The organism is Streptomyces sp. NPDC002896, assembly GCF_040295225.1.
Classification (GTDB): Bacteria; Actinomycetota; Actinomycetes; order Streptomycetales; family Streptomycetaceae; genus Streptomyces.
Genome location: NZ_JBEOVA010000008.1, coordinates 191,008 through 212,854, shown reverse-complemented (window position 1 = coordinate 212,854; position 21,847 = coordinate 191,008). Strand labels below are relative to the sequence as shown.

Below are 21,847 nucleotides of genomic sequence, written 5' to 3'. Positions count from 1 at the left end.
CGCGCCTCAGGCCTCCTGTGACTTGGACGCCGCCTCGATCACGCGCCGCAGTCCCGCGGTGAGTTCGTCGGCAGTGGTCGCACTCGGGGGGTCGAAGGTCCACTGCGCGATGAGCCCCATCATGAGGGTCATGTAGAACTTGCCGAGCGTGTCCACGGTCTCGTCCGGGACGTCCTCCTCCATGCCCCCCATGAACATCGGGATGATGCCGCGCGCGCCCTCCCGCTGGGCCCGCGCCAGGTGGTCGCGCACCTCGGGCAGCCGGTCTCCCATGACCACGATCTCCATGCTGAGGTGCCACAGCGAACCGGGCTGCCGCATCGTGCTGATGACGTTCGACCAGACCTCCTGGAACCGCTCGACGGACCCCGGCTCGGTGCCGGTCGTGGCCCGCTCACCGGCGTCGAAGGCATCGGAGACCCCTTCGACCAGCGAGACGTACGCATCCGCGAGGAGCTTGTCCTTCGACCCGTAGTGGTAGCCGATCGACGCCAGGTTGGTCCCCGACTCCTTGACGATGTCGCGCGCCGTCGTGCGCACGAACCCCTTCTCCAACAGGCATCGTTTCGCGCCTTCGAGCAGATCCTCGCGGTGTCCCATGCGGGCCAGCCTATCGCCGGTACAGACAAGCGTCCTATACCTGCGTTTTATACGAGCGTTCTAGACAGCTGTTTAAGACGCGCGTACAGTCCTGCCCATGACGAACCCGACGGGCACCACCGATGCCCTCAACTCCCCTGCAGGGCGCCGCGAATGGACCGCCCTCGCCGTCCTGATGCTTCCGCTGCTGCTGGTCTCCATGGACGTCTCCGTTCTCTACTTCGCCATCCCGGCGATCAGCGCCGACCTCGAACCCAGCGGCACCCAGCAGCTGTGGATCTTCGACATCTACGGCTTCGTCCTCGCCGGACTGCTGATGACGATGGGTTCGCTCGGCGACCGCATCGGCCGGCGCAGGCTGTTACTGCTGGGCGCCGCGGCCTTCGGCGCGGCCTCACTCGTCGCCGCGTACGCCAACAGCGCGGAGACCCTGATCGCGGCCCGCGCGGTCCTCGGCATCGGCGGCGCAACCCTGATGCCGTCCACGATGGCCCTCGTCCGCACGATGTTCACCGACCCGGCCCAGCGCACGAAGGCGATCGGCATCTGGTCCGGCGTGATGACCGGGGGCATCGCGCTGGGTTCGGTGATGAGCGGCGTCCTCGTCGAGCACTTCTGGTGGGGCTCGGTCTTCCTGGTCAACCTCCCCGCGATGCTGCTCCTGCTGGTGGTCGGCCGCGTCCTGCTCCCGGAGTCCAAAAACCCCGAGCCGGGCCGCTTCGACCTGCTGAGCGTGCCGCTGTCGATGGCCGCCGTCCTGCCGGTGATCTACGGCCTCAAGGAGATCCCGTCCGAGGGCTTCGAGCCCCTCTACGTCGCCTCCCTCGCCGTGGGACTCCTCTTCACCGCCCTCTTCGTGCGCCGCCAGCGCACCGCCGCGTCGCCGATGATCTCCCCCGCGCTGTTCGGCGGGCAGGGCTTCGGCGCCTCTGTCGTCCTGAACCTCGTGGCCGCCTTCGGGATGATGGGCTCGGCGTACTTCACCACCCAGTACCTGCAGTCGGTGCTCGGCAAGAGCGCGCTGGAGGCCGCGCTGTGGGCGCTGCTTCCCTCGGTCCTGATCGGCTTCGCCGCACCCGTGGCCGCACAGCTGGTGCAGCGCGGCGTGCACCGCGCCCACGTCGTCTCGGCGGGCTTCGCGACCGCCGCGTGCGGATACGGCCTGCTCGCCTTCGCCGGCACGGACTCGATGTGGCTGGTGCTCGCCGGGGCGGGTGTCCTCGCCTGCGGGATCGTCACCGTGATGTCCCAGCTGACGGACCTGGCGCTGGGCGCCGCCCCCGTCGAGAAGGCCGGCGCCGCCTCCTCGCTCCTCGAGACCGGGCAGGAGTTCGGCGGAGCCCTGGGGATGGCCCTGCTGGGGTCCATCGGCGCCGCGGTCTACCGTCACGGCATCCCGGACGACGCGCCCGCCGCGGCGCACGAGACACTCGGCGGCGCCCTGGCCGTCGCCGGGCAGCTGCCCGGGCGGGCCGGCGACGCCCTGGTTTCCGCAGCGCGGGAGGCGTTCACCAACGGGATGCAGGCGGCGGCGGTTGCGGCGGTTGTGTTGTTGCTGGGGGCGGCTGGTCTGGCGGTGGTGGCGCTTCGGCGGGTGGGGGTGCGGGATGCGGGGGCTTCCGCTCCCGACGACGAGACGGTGCCGGTGCAGGTCACGCAAGGCGCTTGATCTCCCCACCCCGCCCCTTCCCGAAACTGGGGCTCCGCCCCAGACCTCGGTCATCAAGCGCCGGACGGGCTGAATTCTCAGCCCGTCCGGCGCGCTGATTTCCAGCCCGTCCGGCGCTTGAGGACGAGCCCGTCAGGGCGAAAAAACGGGGCCCGGTCACCGCAAGGTGACCAGGGCCCCAAAACGCTGCGCGCCAACCTCAGTGCACGAGGTTCACCGACCGCGACGACGTCGCGCCGATCTCCTCGGCCACCTCGTTGAGCACCGACTGCGACACGGTGTCGTCCACGGTGAGAACCGCCAGGGCCTCGCCCCCGACATCCGTACGGGACACCTGCATACCCGCGATGTTGATGCCCGCCTCACCGAGGATCCGTCCGACGGTGCCGACGACACCCGGGCGGTCGGTGTAGCGCAGGACGACCATGTGCTCGGCGAGCGCCAGGTCCACGTCGTACTCGCCGATCGCGACGATCTTCTGGAGGTGCTTGGGCCCGGCCAGCGTGCCGGAGACCGAGACCTCCTCGCCGCCCGAGAGGGTGCCGCGCACCGTGACCACGTTGCGGTGGTCGGGCGACTCGCTGCTCGTCGTCAGGCGGACCTCGACGCCACGCTCCTGCGCGAACAGGGGCGCGTTGACGTACGACACGGTCTCGTCGACGACGTCCTCGAACACGCCCTTCAGCGCGCTGAGCTCGAGCACCTTGACGTCGTGCTGGGTGATCTCTCCGTACACCTCGACGTCCAGGCGGGCCGCGACCTCGCCCGCGAGAGCGGTGAAGATACGGCCGAGCTTCTCGGCCAGCGGCAGACCCGGCTTCACGTCCTCGGCGATCACGCCGCCCTGGACGTTCACCGCGTCCGGCACGAGCTCACCGGCGAGCGCGAGGCGAACCGATTTGGCGACCGCGATGCCCGCCTTCTCCTGCGCCTCATCGGTCGAGGCACCGAGGTGCGGGGTGCAGACGACCTGGTCGAACTGGAACAGCGGGGAGTCCGTGCAGGGCTCCTTCGCGTACACGTCGAGGCCGGCGCCGGCGACGCGGCCCTCCTTGAGCGCCGAGTACAGCGCCTGCTCGTCGACGATGCCGCCGCGGGCGGCGTTGACGATGCGGACGGACGGCTTGACCTTGTGCAGCGCCTCGTCACCGATCAGGCCGAGCGTCTCGGGCGTCTTCGGCAGGTGGACGGTGATGAAGTCCGAGACCTCGAGCAGCTCGTCGAGGGAGAGGACCTTCACGCCCATCTGAGCGGCCCGCGCGGGCTGCACGTAGGGGTCGTACGCGACGATCTTCATGCCGAACGCGGACATGCGCTGGGCGACCAGGGCGCCGATGCGGCCGAGGCCGACGACGCCGAGGGTCTTCTCGGCCAGCTCGACGCCCGTGTACTTGGAGCGCTTCCACTCGCCGTTCTTGAGGGCGCCGTTGGCCTGCGGGATGTTGCGGGCCGTGGCGACGAGCAGGCCGCAGGCGAGCTCGGCGGCGGTGACGATGTTGGAGGTGGGGGCGTTGACGACCATCACGCCGGCCTTGGTGGCGGCGGAGACGTCTACGTTGTCGAGGCCGACGCCGGCTCGTGCGACGACCTTCAGCTTGTTCGCGGCGGCGACGGCCTCGGCGTCGACCTTCGTCGCGGAACGGATCAGGATGGCGTCGACCTCGGCGATCGCCGGGAGCAGCTCGGCTCGATCTGCTCCGTTGCAGTGCCGGATCTCGAAGTCCGGCCCCAGTGCGTCGACGGTGGCGGGCGACAGCTCTTCAGCGATGAGTACGACGGGTTTCTGAGAGGCAGTGCTCACGTGAGTCCTCACAAGTCCCAATGCGGACGGCCGTCCCGACGGCCGCAGGCGGTGGAGGGGAGCGGCGCCGGGGAGGTGCGGGTGCGTTCCCGGTGTCGCTTAGCCGCGTGGAAGACGCACGACGCTGTGGGCCTGACGCGTTTCTGTGCAGTGTAGTGGCGGTTGCCGGGCGCCGTTTTCCACCTCGGCGGAAGGATCACTCATCCGTGGGTGGACGAGTTGGATATAGCCCTGGACGGGCCGAGAAGCGGGCGAAGAAGCAGGGCCGCCCCGGTACGGAGCGGCCCTGTGCCGTGCGGGACTCAGTCCTCGTTGTCGACCCAGCTCATCAGCTTGCGCAGCTTCTTGCCGGTGGTCTCCAGGACGTGGTCCTCGTCGGCCTTCTTGTACTCGTTGTACTTCGGCAGACCGGACTCGTACTCCTTCATCCAGTTGTTGGCGAAGGTCCCGTCCTGGATCTCGCCCAGGACCTTCTTCATCTCGGCCTTGGTGGCGTCGGTGATGATGCGCGGGCCGGTGACGTAGTCGCCCCACTCGGCGGTCTCGGAGATGGACCAGCGCATCTTCTCCAGGCCGCCCTCGTACATGAGGTCCACGATCAGCTTCAGCTCGTGGAGGCACTCGAAGTACGCGATCTCCGGCTGGTAGCCCGCCTCGACCAGGGTCTCGAAGCCCGCCTTGACCAGCGCGGACGCGCCACCGCAGAGGACGGCCTGCTCACCGAACAGGTCGGTCTCGGTCTCCTCGGTGAAGGTCGTCTTGATGACGCCGGCGCGGGTGCCGCCGATGCCCTTGGCGTAGGAGAGGGCGAGCGCGAAGGCGTTGCCGGTGGCGTCCTGCTCGACGGCGGCGATGCACGGAACGCCGCGGCCCTCCTCGTACTGGCGGCGGACCAGGTGGCCCGGGCCCTTCGGGGCGACCATGCAGACGTCGACGCCGGCCGGGGGCTGGATGAAGCCGAAGCGGATGTTGAATCCGTGACCGAAGAACAGCGCGTCGCCGTCCTTCAGGTTGTCCTTGATGGACTCCTCGTAGACCTTGGCCTGGATCGGGTCCGGGACCAGGATCATGATGACGTCGGCCTCGGCGGCGGCCTCGGCAGGGGTGACGACGCGCAGGCCCTGCTCCTCGGCCTTCGCCTTGGACTTGGAGCCCTCGTGCAGGCCGACGCGGACGTCGACACCGGAGTCGCGCAGGGACAGCGCGTGGGCGTGGCCCTGGCTTCCGTAGCCGATGACCGCGACCTTGCGGCCCTGGATGATGGACAGGTCGGCGTCGTCGTCGTAGAACAGCTCGGCCACTGGGTTTCTCCTAAGTGTGCTGATGTTGCGTCCCACCGTACGGCGGGAGGGGTGAGGAAAGTTTCGGGGTCTCGGCATACGGGCGGCCGGGGCGCGCCGACCGCCCGTTTCCGGTCGTTCGTACGGGTCAGGCCGACCGGTCGAGAGCGCGCAGCGACCGGTCGGTGATCGAACGGGCGCCGCGGCCGATCGCGATCGTGCCGGACTGGACGAGCTCCTTGAGGCCGAACGGCTCCAGCATCTTCAGCATCGCCTCCAGCTTGTCACTGGAACCGGTGGCCTCGATGGTGACCGCCTCGGGCGAGACGTCCACGGTCTTGGCGCGGAACAGCTGGACGATCTCGACGATCTGCGAGCGGGTCTCGTTGTCGGCGCGGACCTTCACCAGAACGAGTTCCCGCTGAACGGCCGAACCCGGCTCCAGTTCGACGATCTTCAGGACGTTGACGAGCTTGTTGAGCTGCTTCGTGACCTGTTCGAGCGGCAGGTCCTCGACATTCACCACGATGGTGATGCGGGAGATGTCGGGGTGCTCGGTGACGCCGACCGCGAGCGAGTCGATGTTGAAGCCGCGGCGGGAGAACAGGGCGGTGATCCGGGCGAGGACACCCGGCTTGTTCTCGACCAGGACGGAGAGCGTGTGCTTGGACATTTCTCTGTGGTCTCTCTCGCTCAGTCGTCTTCGTTGTCGCCGAAGTCGGGGCGGACGTCCCGGGCGGCCATGATCTCGTCGTTGGAGGTGCCGGCGGCGACCATCGGCCAGACCATCGCGTCCTCGTGGACGATGAAGTCGACCACGACCGGGCGGTCGTTGATCGAGTTGGCCTCTTCGATGGCCTTGTCCAGGTCCTCGACGCGCTCGCAGCGGATCGCGTGGCAGCCCATCGCCTCGGACAGCTTCACGAAGTCCGGGACGCGGGTGCCCTTGGACTCCGGGTTGGCCACGCCGTCCGGGCCGCTGTGCAGCACCGTGTTGGAGTAGCGCTGGTTGTAGAACAGGGTCTGCCACTGGCGGACCATGCCGAGCGCGCCGTTGTTGATGATCGCGACCTTGATCGGGATGTTGTTGAGCGCGCAGGTGGTCAGTTCCTGATTGGTCATCTGGAAGCAGCCGTCGCCGTCGATCGCCCAGACCGTCCGGCCCGGCTGACCGGCCTTGGCGCCCATCGCGGCCGGGACCGCGTAGCCCATGGTTCCGGCACCGCCGGAGTTGAGCCAGGTCGCGGGCTTGTCGTACTCGATGAAGTGCGCGGCCCACATCTGGTGCTGGCCGACGCCCGCCGCGAAGATCGTGTCCTTCGGCGCGAGCTGCCCGATGCGCTCGATGACCTGCTGCGGGGAGAGCGAGCCGTTCTCGGGCAGGTCGTATCCGAGGGGGTAGGTCTCGCGCCAGCGGTTGAGGTCCTTCCACCAGGCGCTGTAGTCGCCGGTGTTGCCCTCGCTGTGCTCCTTCTGCACGGCCTGGACCAGGTCGGCGATGACCTCGCGGGCGTCACCGACGATCGGCACGTCGGCGGCGCGGTTCTTGCCGATCTCGGCCGGGTCGATATCGGCGTGGACGATCTTGGCGTACGGGGCGAAGCTGTCCAGCTTGCCGGTGACGCGGTCGTCGAAGCGGGCTCCGAGGGCGACGATCAGGTCGGCCTTCTGCAGCGCGGTGACGGCGGTGACCGCACCGTGCATGCCCGGCATTCCCACGTGCAGCGGGTGGCTGTCGGGGAATGCGCCGAGCGCCATCAGTGTGGTGGTGACGGGCGCTCCGGTGAGTTCTGCCAGGACCTTCAGCTCGGCGGTCGCGCGGGCCTTGATGACGCCGCCGCCGACGTAGAGGACGGGCCGCTTGGCCTGGGTGATCAGCTTGGCGGCCTCGCGGATCTGCTTGGCGTGCGGCTTGGTCACCGGGCGGTAGCCGGGCAGGTCCTGGGAGGGCGGCCAGCTGAAGGTGGTCCTGGCCTGCAGGGCGTCCTTGGCGATGTCCACGAGGACCGGTCCCGGGCGGCCGGTGGAGGCGATGTGGAAGGCCTCCGCGATGGTCTTCGGGATGTCCTCGGCCTTGGTGACCAGGAAGTTGTGCTTGGTGATCGGCATGGTGATGCCGACGATGTCCGCCTCCTGGAAGGCGTCCGTGCCGATCGCCGCGGAGGCGACCTGGCCGGTGATCGCGACCAGCGGCACCGAGTCCATGTGGGCGTCCGCGATCGGCGTGACCAGGTTGGTCGCGCCCGGGCCCGACGTGGCCATGCACACGCCGACCTTCCCGGTGGCCTGCGCATAGCCGGTGGCGGCGTGGCCGGCACCCTGCTCGTGGCGGACCAGGACGTGACGGACCTTCTTGGAGTCCATCATCGGGTCGTACGCGGGAAGGATCGCACCGCCGGGAATGCCGAATACCGTGTCGGCCCCGACCTCCTCGAGAGAACGGATGAGGGACTGCGCACCCGTCACGTGCTCGACAGGGGCGGACTGCTGCCCAGAGGAACGGGGCCGCGGCTGCGGATGGTGGGCCCCGGAGGCCTGCTCGGTCATCGGCATTCTCTTCTCGATGCTGAGGGTTTTTGCGAGGGTTGTGCAGGATGTGGCGGGTGTTAGTGCAACAAAAAACCCCTCGTGCCGGGAGGCAAGCGAGGGGAGCGCGTCGGTGCGGGCGCTGGGTGACCGGTGATCGTCCGGTGGTCCCAGCTTCAGCCGACGCGCTTTCCAAGTACGAGAATTCGGGTGCGCATGGCACTGACCCTCTCCCCGGGACGCGGCGCCTGTCAAGTAGGTGGGACAGGAGTCTCATCATGTGAACGGGGAGGTGCGCCGCCCGCGAATACGGGTTCGACCGGGCCGTGCGGCACGGAGAAGCGGCCGGCGGACAGGGCGCGGCGCAGCCGGTACTCGTCCAGAGGCCCGGAGAAGGCCTTGCCCTGCCCGTGGGTACACCCCATCGCGCGTAGAGCGACGACCTGTTCGGGCAGGTCCACACCGTCCGCGACGGACTGCAGCCCCAGGTCGGCCGCGATACGGAGCACCCCGCTGGTGATCTTGTGCAGCCGCGCGGACTCCACGACGCCGTCGACCAGACTGCGGTCCAGTTTCAGTACGTCGAGGGGGAGCCGGCGCAGTGCGGTGATCGCGGCGTACCCGCTGCCGAGGCCGTCCAGGGCGACGCGCACGCCGAGCCTGCACAGCGCGGCGAGACGGCGCTCCAGCTCGTCCAGCGAGACCCGGGGATCGCTGTCGGCGAGCTCGATGACGAGGGCGCCGGAGGCCAGCCCGTGCCGCGTGAGCAGCGCCTCGATGGAGCTGAGCGGCATGGTGCGGTCCAGCAGGCGGCGTGCGCTCATCCGGACGGTCACCGGCACGGCGAGTCCCGCCCTGCCGCGGTCGGCGGCCTGTTTGACGGCCTCCTCCAGCGTCCAGCGGCCGAGCTCGGCGGTGCGCTCGCTGTCCTCGGCGCCCCGCAGGAACTCGTCGGGCGTGAAGAGGATGCCCTGGGCGGAGCGCCAGCGGGGCTGTGCGGCGACCGATGTGATCCGGCCGGTGGCCAGGGAGACCACGGGCTGGTGGAGCAGCACGAACTCCCCGGCGTGCAGCGCGCTGCGCAGCCTGCCCGCCAGCTCCGTCCTGCGGACGACGTCGGACTGCATCTGGGGCGCGTACAGCTCGACGCGGTCCTTGCCCGCGGCCTTGGCGCGATACATGGCAAGGTCTGCGTTGCGCAGCAGCTCCCCCGCGGCGAGCCCCGGTTCGGCGAAGGCGACACCGATGGAGGCGGCGACCCGGACGTCACCGCCGTCGACGGTGTAGGGCTGGGAGAGGATCACCCTCAGCCGGTCGGCGAGCTCCAGTATGTGCTGTTCGCGGGCCGCGCGGTCGCAGGTGCCGTCGCCCACGATGAGGGCCGCGAACTCGTCACCGCCGAGGCGGGCGGCCGTGTCCCCCTTCCGTACGGCCTCCTGGAGCCGGCGGGCGGCCTGGACGAGGAGCTCGTCGCCCGCCTGGTGGCCGAGGCGGTCGTTGACGGCCTTGAAGCCGTCGAGGTCGATGAAGAGCACGGCGGTGCCGCGGTCGGAGCTGCGGCGGCCGCCGAGGGCGTGGCTGACGCGCTGGGTGAACAGGGCGCGGTTGGGCAGGTCGGTGAGCGGGTCGTGCTCGGCGTTGTGCTGCAACTGGGCCTGCAGGCGCACCCGTTCCGTCACGTCCCGGCTGTTGAGGATGAGGCCGCCGTGGTGGCGGTTGACAGTCGACTCCACGTTGAGCCAGTCGCCGGTGCCTGACTTGAAGCGGCACTCGATACGGGTCGTGGGCTCCTCGATCTGGCTGGCGGCGAGGAAGCGGCGCACCTCGTGGATGACGCGGCCGAGGTCCTCGGGGTGGATGAGCGCGGCGAGCTCGGAGCCGACCAGCTCGTCGGCCTCGCGGCCGTAGACCCCCGCGGCGGCCGGGCTGACGTACCTCAGGACGCCGTTCGGCGCGGCGATCATGATGACGTCGCTCGACCCCTGCACCAGCGAGCGGAAGTGGTTCTCCTTCTGGGCCAGTTCATGGGTCAGCCGGAGGTTGTCGAGGAGCATGATGCCCTGGCGGACCACCAGCGCGAGCACGACGGTGCAGGCCGTGAAGAGCATGACGCGGTCGACGCTGCGGCCGTTGACGAGGTTGTAGAGGATGCCGAGCGTACAGACGGTGGCGGCCAGATAGGGCGTGAGGGCCGCCAGCGAGCTCATGAGCGGGCGGGTGGCGGGATACCAGCCCGGTCCGCCGTAGGGGTGGCCGTGGCCGTTTCCGTGCTGCACGCGTGCGTGGTCGTCCTCCTCCGGCAGTCCGTGCCGGCGTCCGGCCCACGGGGCGTAGGCGAGGAGCAGGGATCCCGCGAACCAGCCGGCGTCCAGTATCTGACCGGAGCGGTAACTGTCGTGCAGCAGCGGCGAGGTGAACAGCGCGTCGCACATCACGGTCAGGGCCAGTGCTCCTATGGCGGTGTTCACCGCGGCTCGGTTCGCCGATGTGCGCCTGAAGTGCAGCGCGAGCACCATGCTGACCAGGGCGATGTCCAGAAGGGGGTACGCGAGGGTGAACGCGGCCTGTGCCACGCCCCGCCCTTCTTCGGACTGCGCGGTCTGCGCCAGCGCGAGGCTCCACGACAGCGTGAGCAGCGAGCCGCCGATCAGCCAGGCGTCCAGCACGAGGCAGACCCAGCCGGACCTGGTCACCGGGCGCTTGGCGAGCACCAGCAGCCCGACGATGGCCGGCGGCGCGAAGCACAGGAAGAACACGTCTGCGTAGCTCGGCGACGGCATCGGCCTGTTCAGGACGACCTCGTACCAACCCCAGACGCCGTTGCCGAGGGCCGACATCGCTGACGAGAGCGCGAACAGCAGCCAGGCCGGGCGGAAGCGGCTGTGGCGGCTGCGTGCGAAGCGGCAGCACGAGACCGCAGCGGCGGCAGCGGCGGCGCTCAGCCCGAAGTCGCCCATGATCACCGCGAGCAGGTCCGAACCCCAGCCGAACGCGGATCCCGCGGCGAAGCCGGCGCACAGCAGCACCAGGACGAGCTGCGGTCTGTACATCCCCCTCCGGCTGCCGGAGTCAGCCGGGCGCGGCAGCCGGCCCTCGGCCGGGAGCAGCGTCCTGAGAGCTCCGCCCAGCACGGCCACGGGGGTCGGGCGCGAGCTCACCGGGTTGCTCCGGTCGCCGCCGTTGTCCTCCGCCCCCGCCGGTCCGGATGCGGGTGGCCCCGGCGCCCGCACTGTCCGCGGCCGGAATGACCGCTGGGGCGGCGTCTGCGCGCCGGTGTGCGCCAGGCGTGTGCTCGTGGCCCCCGCCGCGTCGGATCGTTGGTCCATAGGCCGTGCATCGCCCGTCGCCCCCCTTGCAGTCCGATCTATCGTCCCCGCGCCGAACTCCGCACGGCGCTACCCCTGTCGGGGACGATACACCAGTCTCGTCACTGTGCGACATAGTGTCTCTACGCTGCGTGACTGGCTACAAGGATCTGAACACTCAGCGAAGTTGATGCACTGCGGAGGGTGTCCAAAGCGGAACTATTGGCCGGTCGTGAGCACCACGTTGTCCAACGGCTCCCCCGCCGCGAAACGGTTCAGCTGCGCGACGATGAGGCGCTTTGCGCGCGGCAGGAACGCAGACGTCGGACCACCTACATGGGGGCTGATCAGCACACCGGGCGCTGTCCACAGCGGATGGCCGGGCGGCAGCGGCTCGGGATCGGTCACATCGAGGGCGGCACTGATCCTGCCGCTCTCCACCTCCGCGAGCAGGGCTTTGGTGTCGACGACGGCCCCGCGCGCGACGTTCACGAGCAGCGCGCCGTCCTTCATGCTCGCCAGGAAGCCCGAGTTCACCAGACCCCTCGTCTCCGGCGTGAGCGGCGTCGTCAGGATCACTACGTCGGCGTGGGGCAGGAGTTGCGGCAGAGCGGAGATGGGATGCACGGGACCGCGCTCCGTATCGCGGGCGGAGCGCGCGACGCGCGCCACCCGCGCGCACTCAAACGGCACGAGCCGGTCCTCCACGGCACTGCCGATGGCTCCGTATCCCACGATGAGGACCGATTTGTCGGCCAGCGCGGGATGGAAGCCGCTCTGCCAGATCCCCGTCTGCTGTGCCCTGACGAATCCGGGTATGCCGCGGAGCGAGGCCAGGGTGAGCGCGAGCGCCAGTTCGGCCGTACTGGCCTCGTGGACCCCGCGCGCATTGCACAGCCGCACCCCTGCCGGAAGCCGCGACGCGGTAGCGAGCACGTCGTCGACGCCGGCGGTCAGCGTCTGGACGACCTGGACCCCCGGCATGGCCAGCATCGGCTGGATCTTCGCCGATGCGGGCCGCATGTACGGCACCACGTAGAAGACGCAGTCCCGCGGGTCCGCCGGGTAGTCCCGGCCGCCGTCGTCCTCACCGCCCGGTCCTCCGTCCCAGAAGCGGTAGTTGAACGTATCGGGAAGGCCTTCGATCTCCTCGGCCGGGATGGGAAGCCACACATCTGCAGTCATGGTCACGAGGCTATGCGAAGGCCCGGCGGGCACAGAGGTTAGTTTGGGGAGCCTCTCGGAGAGGCAGTGGGAGGATTCCGCAGGTGGAGCGCAGGACGATCGGCGCGGGAGCGCTCGAAGTGGGCGCGATCGGACTCGGGTGCATGCCGATGAGCTGGGCGTACACCGCTTCCCGGCAGCGCGGCGACGAGTCGCTGCGGACGGTGCACGCGGCGCTGGACCGGGGGTCGACGCTGCTCGACACCGCGGACATGTACGGCCCGTTCACCAATGAGCTGCTGATCGGCCGCGTGCTGAAGGAGCGGCGCGGGGACGCGTTCGTGTCGACCAAGTGCGGGCTTCTGGTGGGCGAGCAGCACATCGTGGCCAACGGCCGCCCCGGCTATGTGAAGCGGGCGTGCGACGCCTCGCTGCGCCGGCTGCAGACGGACACCATCGACCTGTACCAGCTGCACCGCGCCGATCCCGAGGTGCCCGTCGAGGAGACCTGGGGCGCCATGGCCGAGCTCGTCGCGGCCGGGAAGGTACGGGCGCTGGGGCTGTGCGCGGTGGGGGCCCGCGCCTCGCGGCGCATGGGGTCCCGGCTGCACGACGGAACGATCCGGCTGCTTGAGCGGGTGCAGCAGGTCTTCCCGGTGAGCGCCGTGCAGGCCGAGCTGTCGGTGTGGTCGCCCGAGGCGCTGGACGCGCTGCTGCCGTGGTGCGAGGCGCGGGGCGTGGGCTTCCTGGCCGCGATGCCCCTGGGGAACGGCTTCCTCACGGGCACGCTGACGCCCGGCGAGGGCTTCGAGCCGGACGACGTACGGGCCCGCCACCCCCGCTTCACGGCGGAGATGATGGCGGCCAACCAGCCGATCGTGGCGGGGCTGCGACGAATAGCGGAGCGGCACGGGGGCGGGGACGGGTCCTGGCCCGTCCGCGGGTCCGGACCCGCGGACGGGTATGGCGGAGCGCGCGGTGGCGGGCGCCGGGTGACCACGGCGCAGGTGGCGCTGGCCTGGGTGCTTGCGCAGGGCCGGCACGTGGTGCCGGTACCCGGCGCCAAGCACGAGCGCTGGGCCGCCGAGAACGCGGGGGCGGCCGAAGTGCAGCTCACCCCGCAGGACCTGGCGGAGATCGCCGCGCTGCCGGCGGCGCGGGGGTCGTGGGACTGACGGTGTGCCGGGGCGCGGAATCCCCGTTTCAGCCCGTCCGGCGCTTGAAGACGAGCCAGTTAGGGCGATAAGCGGGTCCGAGGGCGGCGTCCAGGGGCGGCGCCCCTGGTTACGGGAAGGGGCGGGGTGGGGGAGAACCGCTCCCCGGCCGAAAAGACGGTGCCGTCGGGAACCTTGGACGAACCTCAGCGGTGTAGACAGGGAGAGCCCCCGTGTCGATGCCCCGCCGAAGGGATCCTGATCGTGGAACGTCGAGCTGTGACCTCCGTGCTGGCCGCCGCCGCGCTCCTGCTGGCGGGCGGGTGCTCCTCCGACGGGGAGCGGTCGGAGGACGGCAGGAGTTCGTCGCCGAGCACGTCGAAGCCGGTGTCGTCGCCCTCGAACACGGCGGACGAGGACGTCCCGCCCGCGAGGGGCTCCGCGAAGGTCGTCCGCACGGTCACCGAGGACCTGAAGTCCCCGTGGGGCCTCGTCGAGCTGCCCGACGGTGACTTGCTGGTGTCCTCGCGCGACGAGGGGACGATCACCCGCGTCGACACGGACAGCGGCAAGAAGACGGAGATCGGCTCGGTGCCCGGCGTGGCCCCGGCCGGCGAGGGCGGCCTGATGGGCCTCGCCCTCTCCCCCGCCTACGCCTCGGACCACATGGTCTACGCGTACTTCACGACCGAGTCTGACAACCGCATCGCCCGCATGCTGTACGACGAGAAGAAGCCCGCGGGTGAGCAACTGGGCGCGCCCGACACCGTCTTCAAGGGCATCCCGAAGGGCTTCATCCACAACGGCGGCCGGATCGCGTTCGGGCCGGACAAGATGCTGTACGCCGGTACCGGCGAGACGGGGGACACCGGTCTCGCGCAGGACAAGGGATCGCTGGGCGGCAAGATCCTGCGCCTCACTCCGGGCGGTGAGCCCGCGCCGGGCAATCCGTTCGGCGACGACTCACCCGTGTACTCCTACGGGCACCGCAATGTGCAGGGCCTCGCCTGGGACGAGGACAAACGCCTGTGGGCGTCCGAGTTCGGGCAGAACACCTGGGACGAGCTGAACGTGATCGAGCCGGGTGGCAACTACGGCTGGCCCGAGGTGGAGGGCAAGGGCGGCGAGTCCCGCTTCCACGACCCGGTGGCCCAGTGGAGGACCGACGAGGCCTCACCGAGCGGCATCGCGTACGCGGAGGGGTCCGTCTGGATGGCCGGGCTGCGGGGCAAGCGGCTGTGGCGGATCCCTCTCGACGGCACGAAGGTGTCGGCCGATCCGCAGGCCTTCCTCGAGGGGACGTACGGCCGGCTGCGCACGGTGGTGTCTGCCGGCGGAGACAAGCTGTGGCTCGTGACGAGCGAGACGGACGGCCGGGGGACGCCGGAGGCCGGCGACGACCGGATCCTCGAGGTGGAGGTGAAGTAGGCGCCGGACGGCGGATGGCATGCCGTCAGTCCTGGTCAGGCTCGGCAGGCCCGCCCTCGTCCGGTTCCTGGGACGTCTGCGCAGGCAGTCGTACGACGACCTTGCCCGAAGTCAGGTCGATCGGGCCGCGCCCCGGATCGCCGTCCCCGGTGTCCTGCCGTGTCAGCTCCAGCCGGTTCTGCTCATCCTGGGTGTGCTTGCCCCCCGGCGCGAAGAGCTCCTCAAAGGCGTTGAACATCGGGACCTCCCCGGACCGGGACTCCGGTCCTCGCTACTCGTCGTCGGTCAGCGACCGGCCGAGGACCGCCACGGACTCATTGCCTGCCCGCCATCATCCTGCGGCGAGCCGGTCTCCGGGCTCCTCCGGAAACAGCCGGAGCCGATGCGCCACCGCCGCGGCCTCGCCGCGCCCCGAGACGCCCAGCTTGGCGAGGATGTTGGAGACATGGACGCTGGCCGTCTTCGGGGAGATGAACAGCTCCTCGGCTATCTGGCGGTTGGTGCGGCCCACGGCGACCAGTCGCAGTACGTCCCGCTCCCGGCCGGTCAGGCCGAGGGAATCGGCCGGGTCGGCAGGGACGGGTGCCGCGGCGCGGGTCAGCGTCAGGCGGGCGCGCTGGGCCAGCAGGGCCACCGACTCGGCGAGCGGGCGGGCGCCGAGGTGGTCGGCGACGGCCAGGGAGTTCCGCAGGAGTTCGGACGCTTCGGCGCGGCCGTCCTCGCCCGCTCCGCAGGCCAGGATGGCCTCCGCGAGCCGGTAGCGCACGCGTGCGAGGTCGTAGGGGCGCTCCAGCGGACGGAACGCCTCGACGGCGTCCGCCCAGAGCTCGATGACCTCGCAGCCCTCGGCGCGCTTCAACTCCGCGCGGACCCACTGGTCGTACGCGGACCACACCGGGACCCCCGTGGCGAGCGACTTGGCGGCGGTCCGGATGCGGTCCACGACTTCGGCGCGGCCCGCCTCGGCGGCCGGGAGCCCGCGCGCGTCGGCCTCGGTCGTGGCGGCCGCCAGCAGCAGCGGCCAGCCGTAGCGCTGGGTGCCGAGCGGGAAGCCCGCGGCGAGGACCCTGTCGAGCTCGGCGCGGACGTCGAGTATGCGGCCCTCACCCGCGGCGACGCCGATGGCGATGCGCGAGAGCGGCAGGGACTGCTGCGGCATGGGGTCATGCGTGCCGTAGTGCTCATGGGCGGCGGCCAGGTGGCGGGCCGACTCGGCGATCCGGCCGCGGGCCAGGGCGAGATAGGCGAACCGTGTGGCACCCATGGCCAGGGACTTGGCGCTCTGACCGGTGCGCTGGGCGCGTGTCGCGGCGTCGGCCGCCTCGTCCCATCGGCCGAGCGCGTACAGCGACTCCGAGAGGTTGCTCCACACCCACGCCTCGGAGTCCAGCACGCCGAGCTTGCGGCAGATCTCGACACCCTCCTTCAGGATGTCGACGGCCTCCCGTGAGCGGCCGACTCCTTCCAGATGGGACGGCAGGTTCACATGGCAGCGGCCGATGACTGCGGGGACGCCGAGTTCGACGACCCGCTCCTTGACCGCGTACATCTCGGCGAGCCCGGCTTCCACATCGCCCGCGTCGACCAGCAGGCCACCGCGGGTGAGCCGTGCGGTCATCTCGATGTCCCGGGCGCCGACCATGCGGGCGTACTCCACGGCGCGCTCCGCGGCCGTCAGGGCATCCGGGCCGGGCTCGTGCAGCATGGACCAGCCTGCGACGTTGGCCAGGACGTCGGCGTGCACCTCGGACGGCGGCAGCCCGCGCACGAGTTCCTGTGCGGTGGCGAGCTCCTTCCAGCCGTCACCGCGGCCCTGGTTGCGCACCAGACTGGACCGCTGCACCCAGAACCAGGCGGAACGAAGGGGGTCCCGCTCCTCCTCGAGCAGCCGCAGCGCCCGCTTGGTGATCTTCAGGGCCCGCTCCCGCTCCCCGCACAGCCGCCCCGCGACGGCGGCCTCCGCCATCAGGTCCAGATAGCGCAGCGGTGTGGTGGCGGGGTCGCAGCCGCAGGGAGGGTAGACCTCGGTGTAGTCGACGGGGCGCAGCTCCGCTCGTACGTCCTCCGGGGAGGCGTCCCACAGCTCCATCGCCCGCTCGAGGAGCCGCAGTTGCTCGGAGTACGCGTGGCGCCGGCGGGCCTCGACGGAGGCGCGCAGCACGGCGGGCAGCGCCTTCGCGGCGTCGTGCGCGTGGTACCAGTAGCTGGCGAGGCGGGTGGCGCGCTGGTCGGCCGGGACGAGCGACGGGTCGGCCTCCAGGGCCTCGGCATAGCGCCGGTTGAGGCGGGAGCGCTCACCGGGCAGCAGATCGTCGCTGACGGCCTCGCGGACGAGGGAGTGCCGGAAGCGGTAGCCGTCGCCGTCGGGCGTGGCCAGCAGGATGTTGGCGCCGACCGCGGACCGCAGCGCCTCGATCAGATCGTCCTCGGCGAGCCCCGCCACGGCCGCGAGCAGCGGATACTCGACGGTGGACCCGCCCTCGGCCGCGACGCGCGCGACCCGCTGGGCGTGCTCGGGCAGCGCCTCGACGCGGACCAGCAGCAGATCGCGGAGCGAGTCGGTGAGCCCGGGGCTGCAGCCCTCGTGCGCGGCGACGGCGAGCTCCTCGACGAAGAAGGCGTTGCCGTCGGACCGTTCGAAGATGTCGTCGACCTGGGACGGCTCGGGCTCGTGAGCGAGGATTCCGGCGATCTGGCGGCCCACCTCGTCGCGGCTGAACCGGGCCAGCTCGATGCGCCGGACGCTGCGCAGCCGGTCGAGCTCGGCGAGCAGGGGCCGCAGCGGATGGCGGCGGTGGATGTCGTCCGCACGGTAGGTGGCTATGACGACCAGGCGGCCGCTGCGCAGCGTACGGAAGAGATAGGCCAGGAGGTGGCGGGTCGAGGCGTCGGCCCAGTGCAGGTCCTCCAGGACGACCACGATCGTGCGGTCCGCGGCGAGCCGCTCGAGCAGGCGCGCGGTGAGCTCGAAGAGGCGGGCCATGCCCTCCTCGTCGTGCCGGCCGTGCAGTCGGCGCGGTGTCTCACCCAGCTCGGGGAGCAGCCGCGCCAGTTCCTCCTCCTGTCCGGCGGCCGCGGCGACCAGTTCGTCGGGCAGCTGCCTGCGCAGGGCGCGGAGCGCCGTGGAGAACGGCGCGAACGGCAGGCCGTCCGCGCCTATTTCGACACAGCCGCCGACCGCCACGACGGCATCCTCGAGGCGGGCCCTGGCGGCGAACTCCTCGATGAGCCGGGTCTTGCCGACCCCGGCCTCGCCACCGACGAGCAGCGCCTGAGGCTCCCCTTGCGGCTCGCCCTGCAGGTCGCCCGCGGTGGCGGGCGACGGAAAGGCGCCCCGGCCGGCAGCGCGGGCGAGGGCATCGTTCAGTACGCCCAGTTCGTCGGCGCGGCCGACGAACACCGGGCTGACGGACCTGGTCTCCACATTGCCGAGCATCGCACAGGGGTCTGACACCGCGGCACTCGTTATTCGTGAAGTGGCCTCCAGGGCATTCGCCTTGGCCGGAACGAGCGCAGCCGCCGGGGCGCTCGCCGCCCCCGCAGCGGCCACCCCGGCTTGTCCGGCGGCGGCCGCCCCGGCTGTGCCCTCCCAGGCGCCCCTCATGCCGTTCGGGCGAAATGCGACCGGCTCGGCCCCTGGCTCTCACCGCGGGTTCCTCCTCGGGAACCCTCATGCGTACTCACCCGCCCTTCGCCTTCGTCGCGCGCGGAGCGCCGGGCAGCGCGGCGGGCCTCACGGGCCTCGCGCACCAGCCGCCCGCGCTCGGCCTCACGGATCAGCTCGGCGTGGCGCACCTGGTGCATCTCGTACTCGAACATCTCGTACCCCTCGTGACGAGTCGGTCTGTCGGCCTCGCTCTTTGCGATGCCTCAACCCTCGTCTCCCAGGGGCCTTCGCCACATCGGGAGAGTGCCGCATCTTGCATGCACGAGGGGCCTTAGGCCGTCGTAAGGGCTGCTTAGGCAGCTGGACGACGGCCCCAAGGCCCCTCAGGGCATGCGCCTGATCCGGCCGATCAGTCATCAGGCCGATCAGGTCGATCAGGTGGTCGGCATGGCGAGGATGATGTCCGTGTACTTGGCGGCGGCCAGCAGCAGGCCGATGATGCCGAGCGAGACTCCGGCCCACGCGACAGACTTGATCCACGGGGCCTGGACCCGGTCCGGGTTGCCGAACGCGGGCCGGACCAGCACCACGACGCCGACGATCAGCGCGGCGAGCGCGAAGAGACCGGCGACCAGCGCGTTGACGTTCCAGGAGTCGGCGTAGATCTGCTTGATCTGCGTGGCGACGCTCGAACCCGAGGCCACCTCCAGCTGGCCGTACAGCGAGTCGCGTGCCTGGGCCACGGTGCCCACCCAGCTGCCGGTGAGCGAGACCAGGCCGAGCGCGGCCGACACGACGGCGGCGGCGCCCTGGCCGACACCGGTGGACGCCTTGGCTGCCGCCTCTTCGCCGGTCGGTGCGCCGTCCGCGCCCGTTTCCGGGTTTTCGTCGGCGGCGTCCACGGAGTTCTCCTCCGCTGCGGTCCCGGTGGTCTCCTCCTCGATCGTGTCGACCTCTTCCCCGGCCTTGTTTCCGGCTGCCTCAGCTGTCTTGGTTCCCATGCTCCGCACCGTACGGACGGAGTCTGAGAACTCCCTTAATGATCGTTCCGCCCCGCGTCCAGGGCGCCGTTGCAGGGCGCCCGCGGCTCAGCCCTGCCGTACGAAGTCGTCGGGCGCGACCTGCCCGTCGGCGGCGGCCGGGCGGAGCTCCGGCGGCTCGATGCTGATGCGCGGCAGGACGCGGTCGAGCGGCCGCGGCAGCCACCAGTTGGCGCCGCCGAGCATGTGCATCAGGGCAGGCACGAGCAGCGTACGGAGGACGAAGGCGTCGAGGGCGACCGCCGCGGCGAGTGCGATGCCGAACATCGCGATGACCCGGTCGCCGCTGAGCACGAAGGCGAGGAAGACCGACATCATGATCACCGCCGCGGAGTTGATCACGCGGCTGGTCTCGGCGAGCCCGACCCTCACGGCCCGCCGGTTGTCACCGGTCTCCAGCCACTCCTCGTACATCCGGCTGACCAGGAAGACCTGGTAGTCCATGGAGAGCCCGAAGAGCACCGACACCATGATCACGGGGAGGAACGGTTCGATGGGCCCGGCGCGGCCGAGGCCGAGGAACTCGCTCCCCCAGCCCCACTGGAAGATCGCGATAACGACGCCGAAGGCGGATGCGACGGCGGCCACGTTCATCGCGGCGGCCTTCAGAGGGATGCCGATCGACCGGAAGGCGAGCAGGAGCAGCAGGCAGCCGAAGCCGATGACGACGCTCACGAACAGCGGCAGTTTGCCGACGATGACGTCGGCGAAGTCGTCGTAGCTCGCCGTCACCCCGCCGACGTGCAGGTCGAGGCCGGTGCCGGTCTCCGCCCGCGGCAGTACGTCGTCGCGCAGCCGGTCGACGAGGTCGCTGGTCCGCTTCGACTGCGGCGCGGAGTCCGGGACGACGGTGAGATACGCGGTGTCATCACCGCTGTTGTAGGTGACGGGGCTCACCGAGGCGACGCCTTCGGTGGAGCGGAGTGTGCGGTCGAGGTTGTCGAGCGCGAGCCGGTCCTCGGCGTCGTCGACGCGGGTGACGAGGGCGAGCGGCCCGTTGACGCCCGGCCCGAAGCCCTCGGCGATCAGGTCGTACGCCTGCCGAGTGGTGGACGGCTCGGGGTCGTTGCCCTGGTCCGACGTGCCCAAGTGGAGGGAGAGGGTGGGCACGGCGAGCACGGTCATGACGGCGACCGCGACGGCGCCGAGCAGTTTGGGGTGGCGCTCCACGAAGGCGGACCAGCGGGCGGCGAGCCCGGTCGGTACCTCCGGCTCGGGCCCGTGTTCGGCGAGGCGCCGGCGCTCACGCCGGCTCAGTGCCCGCATGCCGATCCACGACAGCAGCGCGGGCAGCAGCGTCACGGATGCCGCGACGGTGAGGATCACGGTGAGCGACGCGGCGATGGCGACGCCGTTCAGGAAGCCGAGCCGCAGGATGAGCATGCCGAGGAGCGCGATGCACACGGTGGCGCCCGCGAAGACGACCGCGCGGCCGGTCGTCGCCACGGCCTGTGTGGCGGCTTCGTCGACGGCGAGGCCCCGCTTCAGCCCGCGCCGGTGCCGCGTGACGATGAACAGGGCGTAGTCGATGCCCACGCCGAGCCCGATGAGCAGGCCGAGCATCGGGGCGAAGTCGGCGACGGTCATGGCGTGTCCGAGCAGCACGATCGCGGCGTACGCGGTGCCGACGCTCACCAGGGCCGTGGCGATGGGCAGCAGTGAGGCGGCGAGCGAGCCGAAGGCGAGGAAGAGGACGACGGCAGCGACGGCCACACCGACCACCTCCGCGATGTGCCCGCCGCCCGACTCGGTGAGCTCTATGGCGCTGCCGCCGAGTTCCACCTGCAGGCCGTCCGCCTCGGCGTCCTTGGCCGTGTCGACGACGGCCTGGACGTCCGCCTGGTCCAGCTCGCCTGACTGCTGGTCAAAGGTGACGGAGGCGTAGGCGGTACGCCCGTCCCTGCTGATCTGCGCCGCGCCCGGCCCGGTGTAGGGGCCGGTGACGGAGGCGACGGATGGCAGGTCCGCGATCCTGTCGAGGGTGCGGGTCATCGTCTGCTCGACGTCCGCGGCACGCACGGTGCCACGGTCGGTATGCCACACGATGGTGCCGCTGTCGCCGCCGAGCCCGGGGAAGCCCTCGCTCAACAACTCGCCCGCGCGGCCGGATTCGGTGCCTTCTACGCCGTAGTCGTTGGAGTAGGCGGAACCGACGGCGGCAGCGGCGGCGACGGCCCCGCCGAGGGCGAGGAGCCACAGCAGGACGGCGGTGAGGCGCTGCCGGACACACCAACGTGCGACTGCTGCCACGGCTGTGCTCCCTGGGTCTTTCA

The 21,847-nt window shown here is 70.7% G+C and carries 15 protein-coding genes; 3 read left to right on the top strand and 12 right to left on the bottom strand.

Annotated features, from left to right (window positions below):
• Positions 1–6: 6 nt before the first annotated feature.
• Positions 7–600: a TetR/AcrR family transcriptional regulator gene (locus ABT009_RS16835; RefSeq protein ID WP_351294493.1), complete on the bottom strand. Its 594-nt coding sequence runs from the start codon at positions 598–600 to the stop codon at positions 7–9.
• 97 nt (positions 601–697) lie between these two features.
• On the opposite strand from ABT009_RS16835, the gene ABT009_RS16830 reads away from it, so the two are divergent.
• Positions 698–2,269, top strand: coding sequence for an MFS transporter (locus ABT009_RS16830; protein ID WP_351294490.1), 1,572 nt, complete (start codon positions 698–700; stop codon positions 2,267–2,269).
• Positions 2,270–2,468: 199 nt separating this feature from the next.
• Here the strand turns inward: ABT009_RS16830 and serA are convergent, their stop codons facing one another.
• The 6 genes from serA to ABT009_RS16800 form a co-directional block, all read right to left on the bottom strand.
• Positions 2,469–4,070, bottom strand: a complete 1,602-nt coding sequence (serA, locus tag ABT009_RS16825; protein WP_351294487.1) for a phosphoglycerate dehydrogenase — start codon at positions 4,068–4,070, stop codon at positions 2,469–2,471.
• Between the two features lie 302 nt (positions 4,071–4,372).
• Entirely contained in the window at positions 4,373–5,449 is a 1,077-nt protein-coding gene (ilvC, locus tag ABT009_RS16820) for a ketol-acid reductoisomerase (protein WP_502989891.1), read from the bottom strand.
• Positions 5,450–5,498: 49 nt separating this feature from the next.
• Positions 5,499–6,023: an acetolactate synthase small subunit gene (gene ilvN / locus ABT009_RS16815; RefSeq protein ID WP_351294481.1), complete on the bottom strand. Its 525-nt coding sequence runs from the start codon at positions 6,021–6,023 to the stop codon at positions 5,499–5,501.
• 20 nt (positions 6,024–6,043) lie between these two features.
• Positions 6,044–7,897 carry an acetolactate synthase large subunit gene (locus ABT009_RS16810; protein WP_351294478.1) on the bottom strand — a complete coding sequence of 618 codons (1,854 nt, stop codon included), beginning with the start codon at positions 7,895–7,897 and terminating at the stop codon, positions 6,044–6,046.
• Between the two features lie 230 nt (positions 7,898–8,127).
• Positions 8,128–11,034: a putative bifunctional diguanylate cyclase/phosphodiesterase gene (locus tag ABT009_RS16805; RefSeq protein ID WP_502989890.1), complete on the bottom strand. Its 2,907-nt coding sequence runs from the start codon at positions 11,032–11,034 to the stop codon at positions 8,128–8,130.
• A 366-nt stretch (positions 11,035–11,400) separates the two neighbouring features.
• Complete coding sequence (locus tag ABT009_RS16800) at positions 11,401–12,366, bottom strand: 2-hydroxyacid dehydrogenase (protein WP_351294475.1); 966 nt, start codon at positions 12,364–12,366, stop codon at positions 11,401–11,403.
• Between the two features lie 83 nt (positions 12,367–12,449).
• On the opposite strand from ABT009_RS16800, the gene ABT009_RS16795 reads away from it, so the two are divergent.
• A complete protein-coding gene (locus tag ABT009_RS16795; RefSeq protein WP_351294472.1) occupies positions 12,450–13,520 on the top strand; it encodes an aldo/keto reductase in 1,071 nt (356 codons plus the stop codon).
• Positions 13,521–13,757: 237 nt separating this feature from the next.
• The gene (locus ABT009_RS16790; protein WP_351295022.1) at positions 13,758–14,927 is read left to right on the top strand and encodes a PQQ-dependent sugar dehydrogenase; all 1,170 of its coding nucleotides are present in this window, start codon (positions 13,758–13,760) and stop codon (positions 14,925–14,927) included.
• 25 nt (positions 14,928–14,952) lie between these two features.
• Here ABT009_RS16790 and ABT009_RS16785 read toward each other — a convergent pair whose 3' ends face one another.
• The 5 genes from ABT009_RS16785 to ABT009_RS16765 form a co-directional block, all read right to left on the bottom strand.
• Positions 14,953–15,165: a DUF6191 domain-containing protein gene (locus ABT009_RS16785; RefSeq protein ID WP_351294469.1), complete on the bottom strand. Its 213-nt coding sequence runs from the start codon at positions 15,163–15,165 to the stop codon at positions 14,953–14,955.
• A gap of 93 nt (positions 15,166–15,258) precedes the next feature.
• The gene (locus tag ABT009_RS16780; protein WP_351295019.1) at positions 15,259–18,363 is read right to left on the bottom strand and encodes a helix-turn-helix transcriptional regulator; all 3,105 of its coding nucleotides are present in this window, start codon (positions 18,361–18,363) and stop codon (positions 15,259–15,261) included.
• Between the two features lie 164 nt (positions 18,364–18,527).
• A complete protein-coding gene (locus ABT009_RS16775) occupies positions 18,528–18,746 on the bottom strand; it encodes a hypothetical protein (RefSeq protein ID WP_351294466.1) in 219 nt (72 codons plus the stop codon).
• Between the two features lie 222 nt (positions 18,747–18,968).
• Positions 18,969–19,535, bottom strand: a complete 567-nt coding sequence (locus ABT009_RS16770; RefSeq protein ID WP_351294463.1) for a hypothetical protein — start codon at positions 19,533–19,535, stop codon at positions 18,969–18,971.
• An 87-nt stretch (positions 19,536–19,622) separates the two neighbouring features.
• Entirely contained in the window at positions 19,623–21,824 is a 2,202-nt protein-coding gene (locus ABT009_RS16765; protein WP_351294461.1) for an MMPL family transporter, read from the bottom strand.
• Between the last annotated feature and the right edge of the window lie 23 nt (positions 21,825–21,847).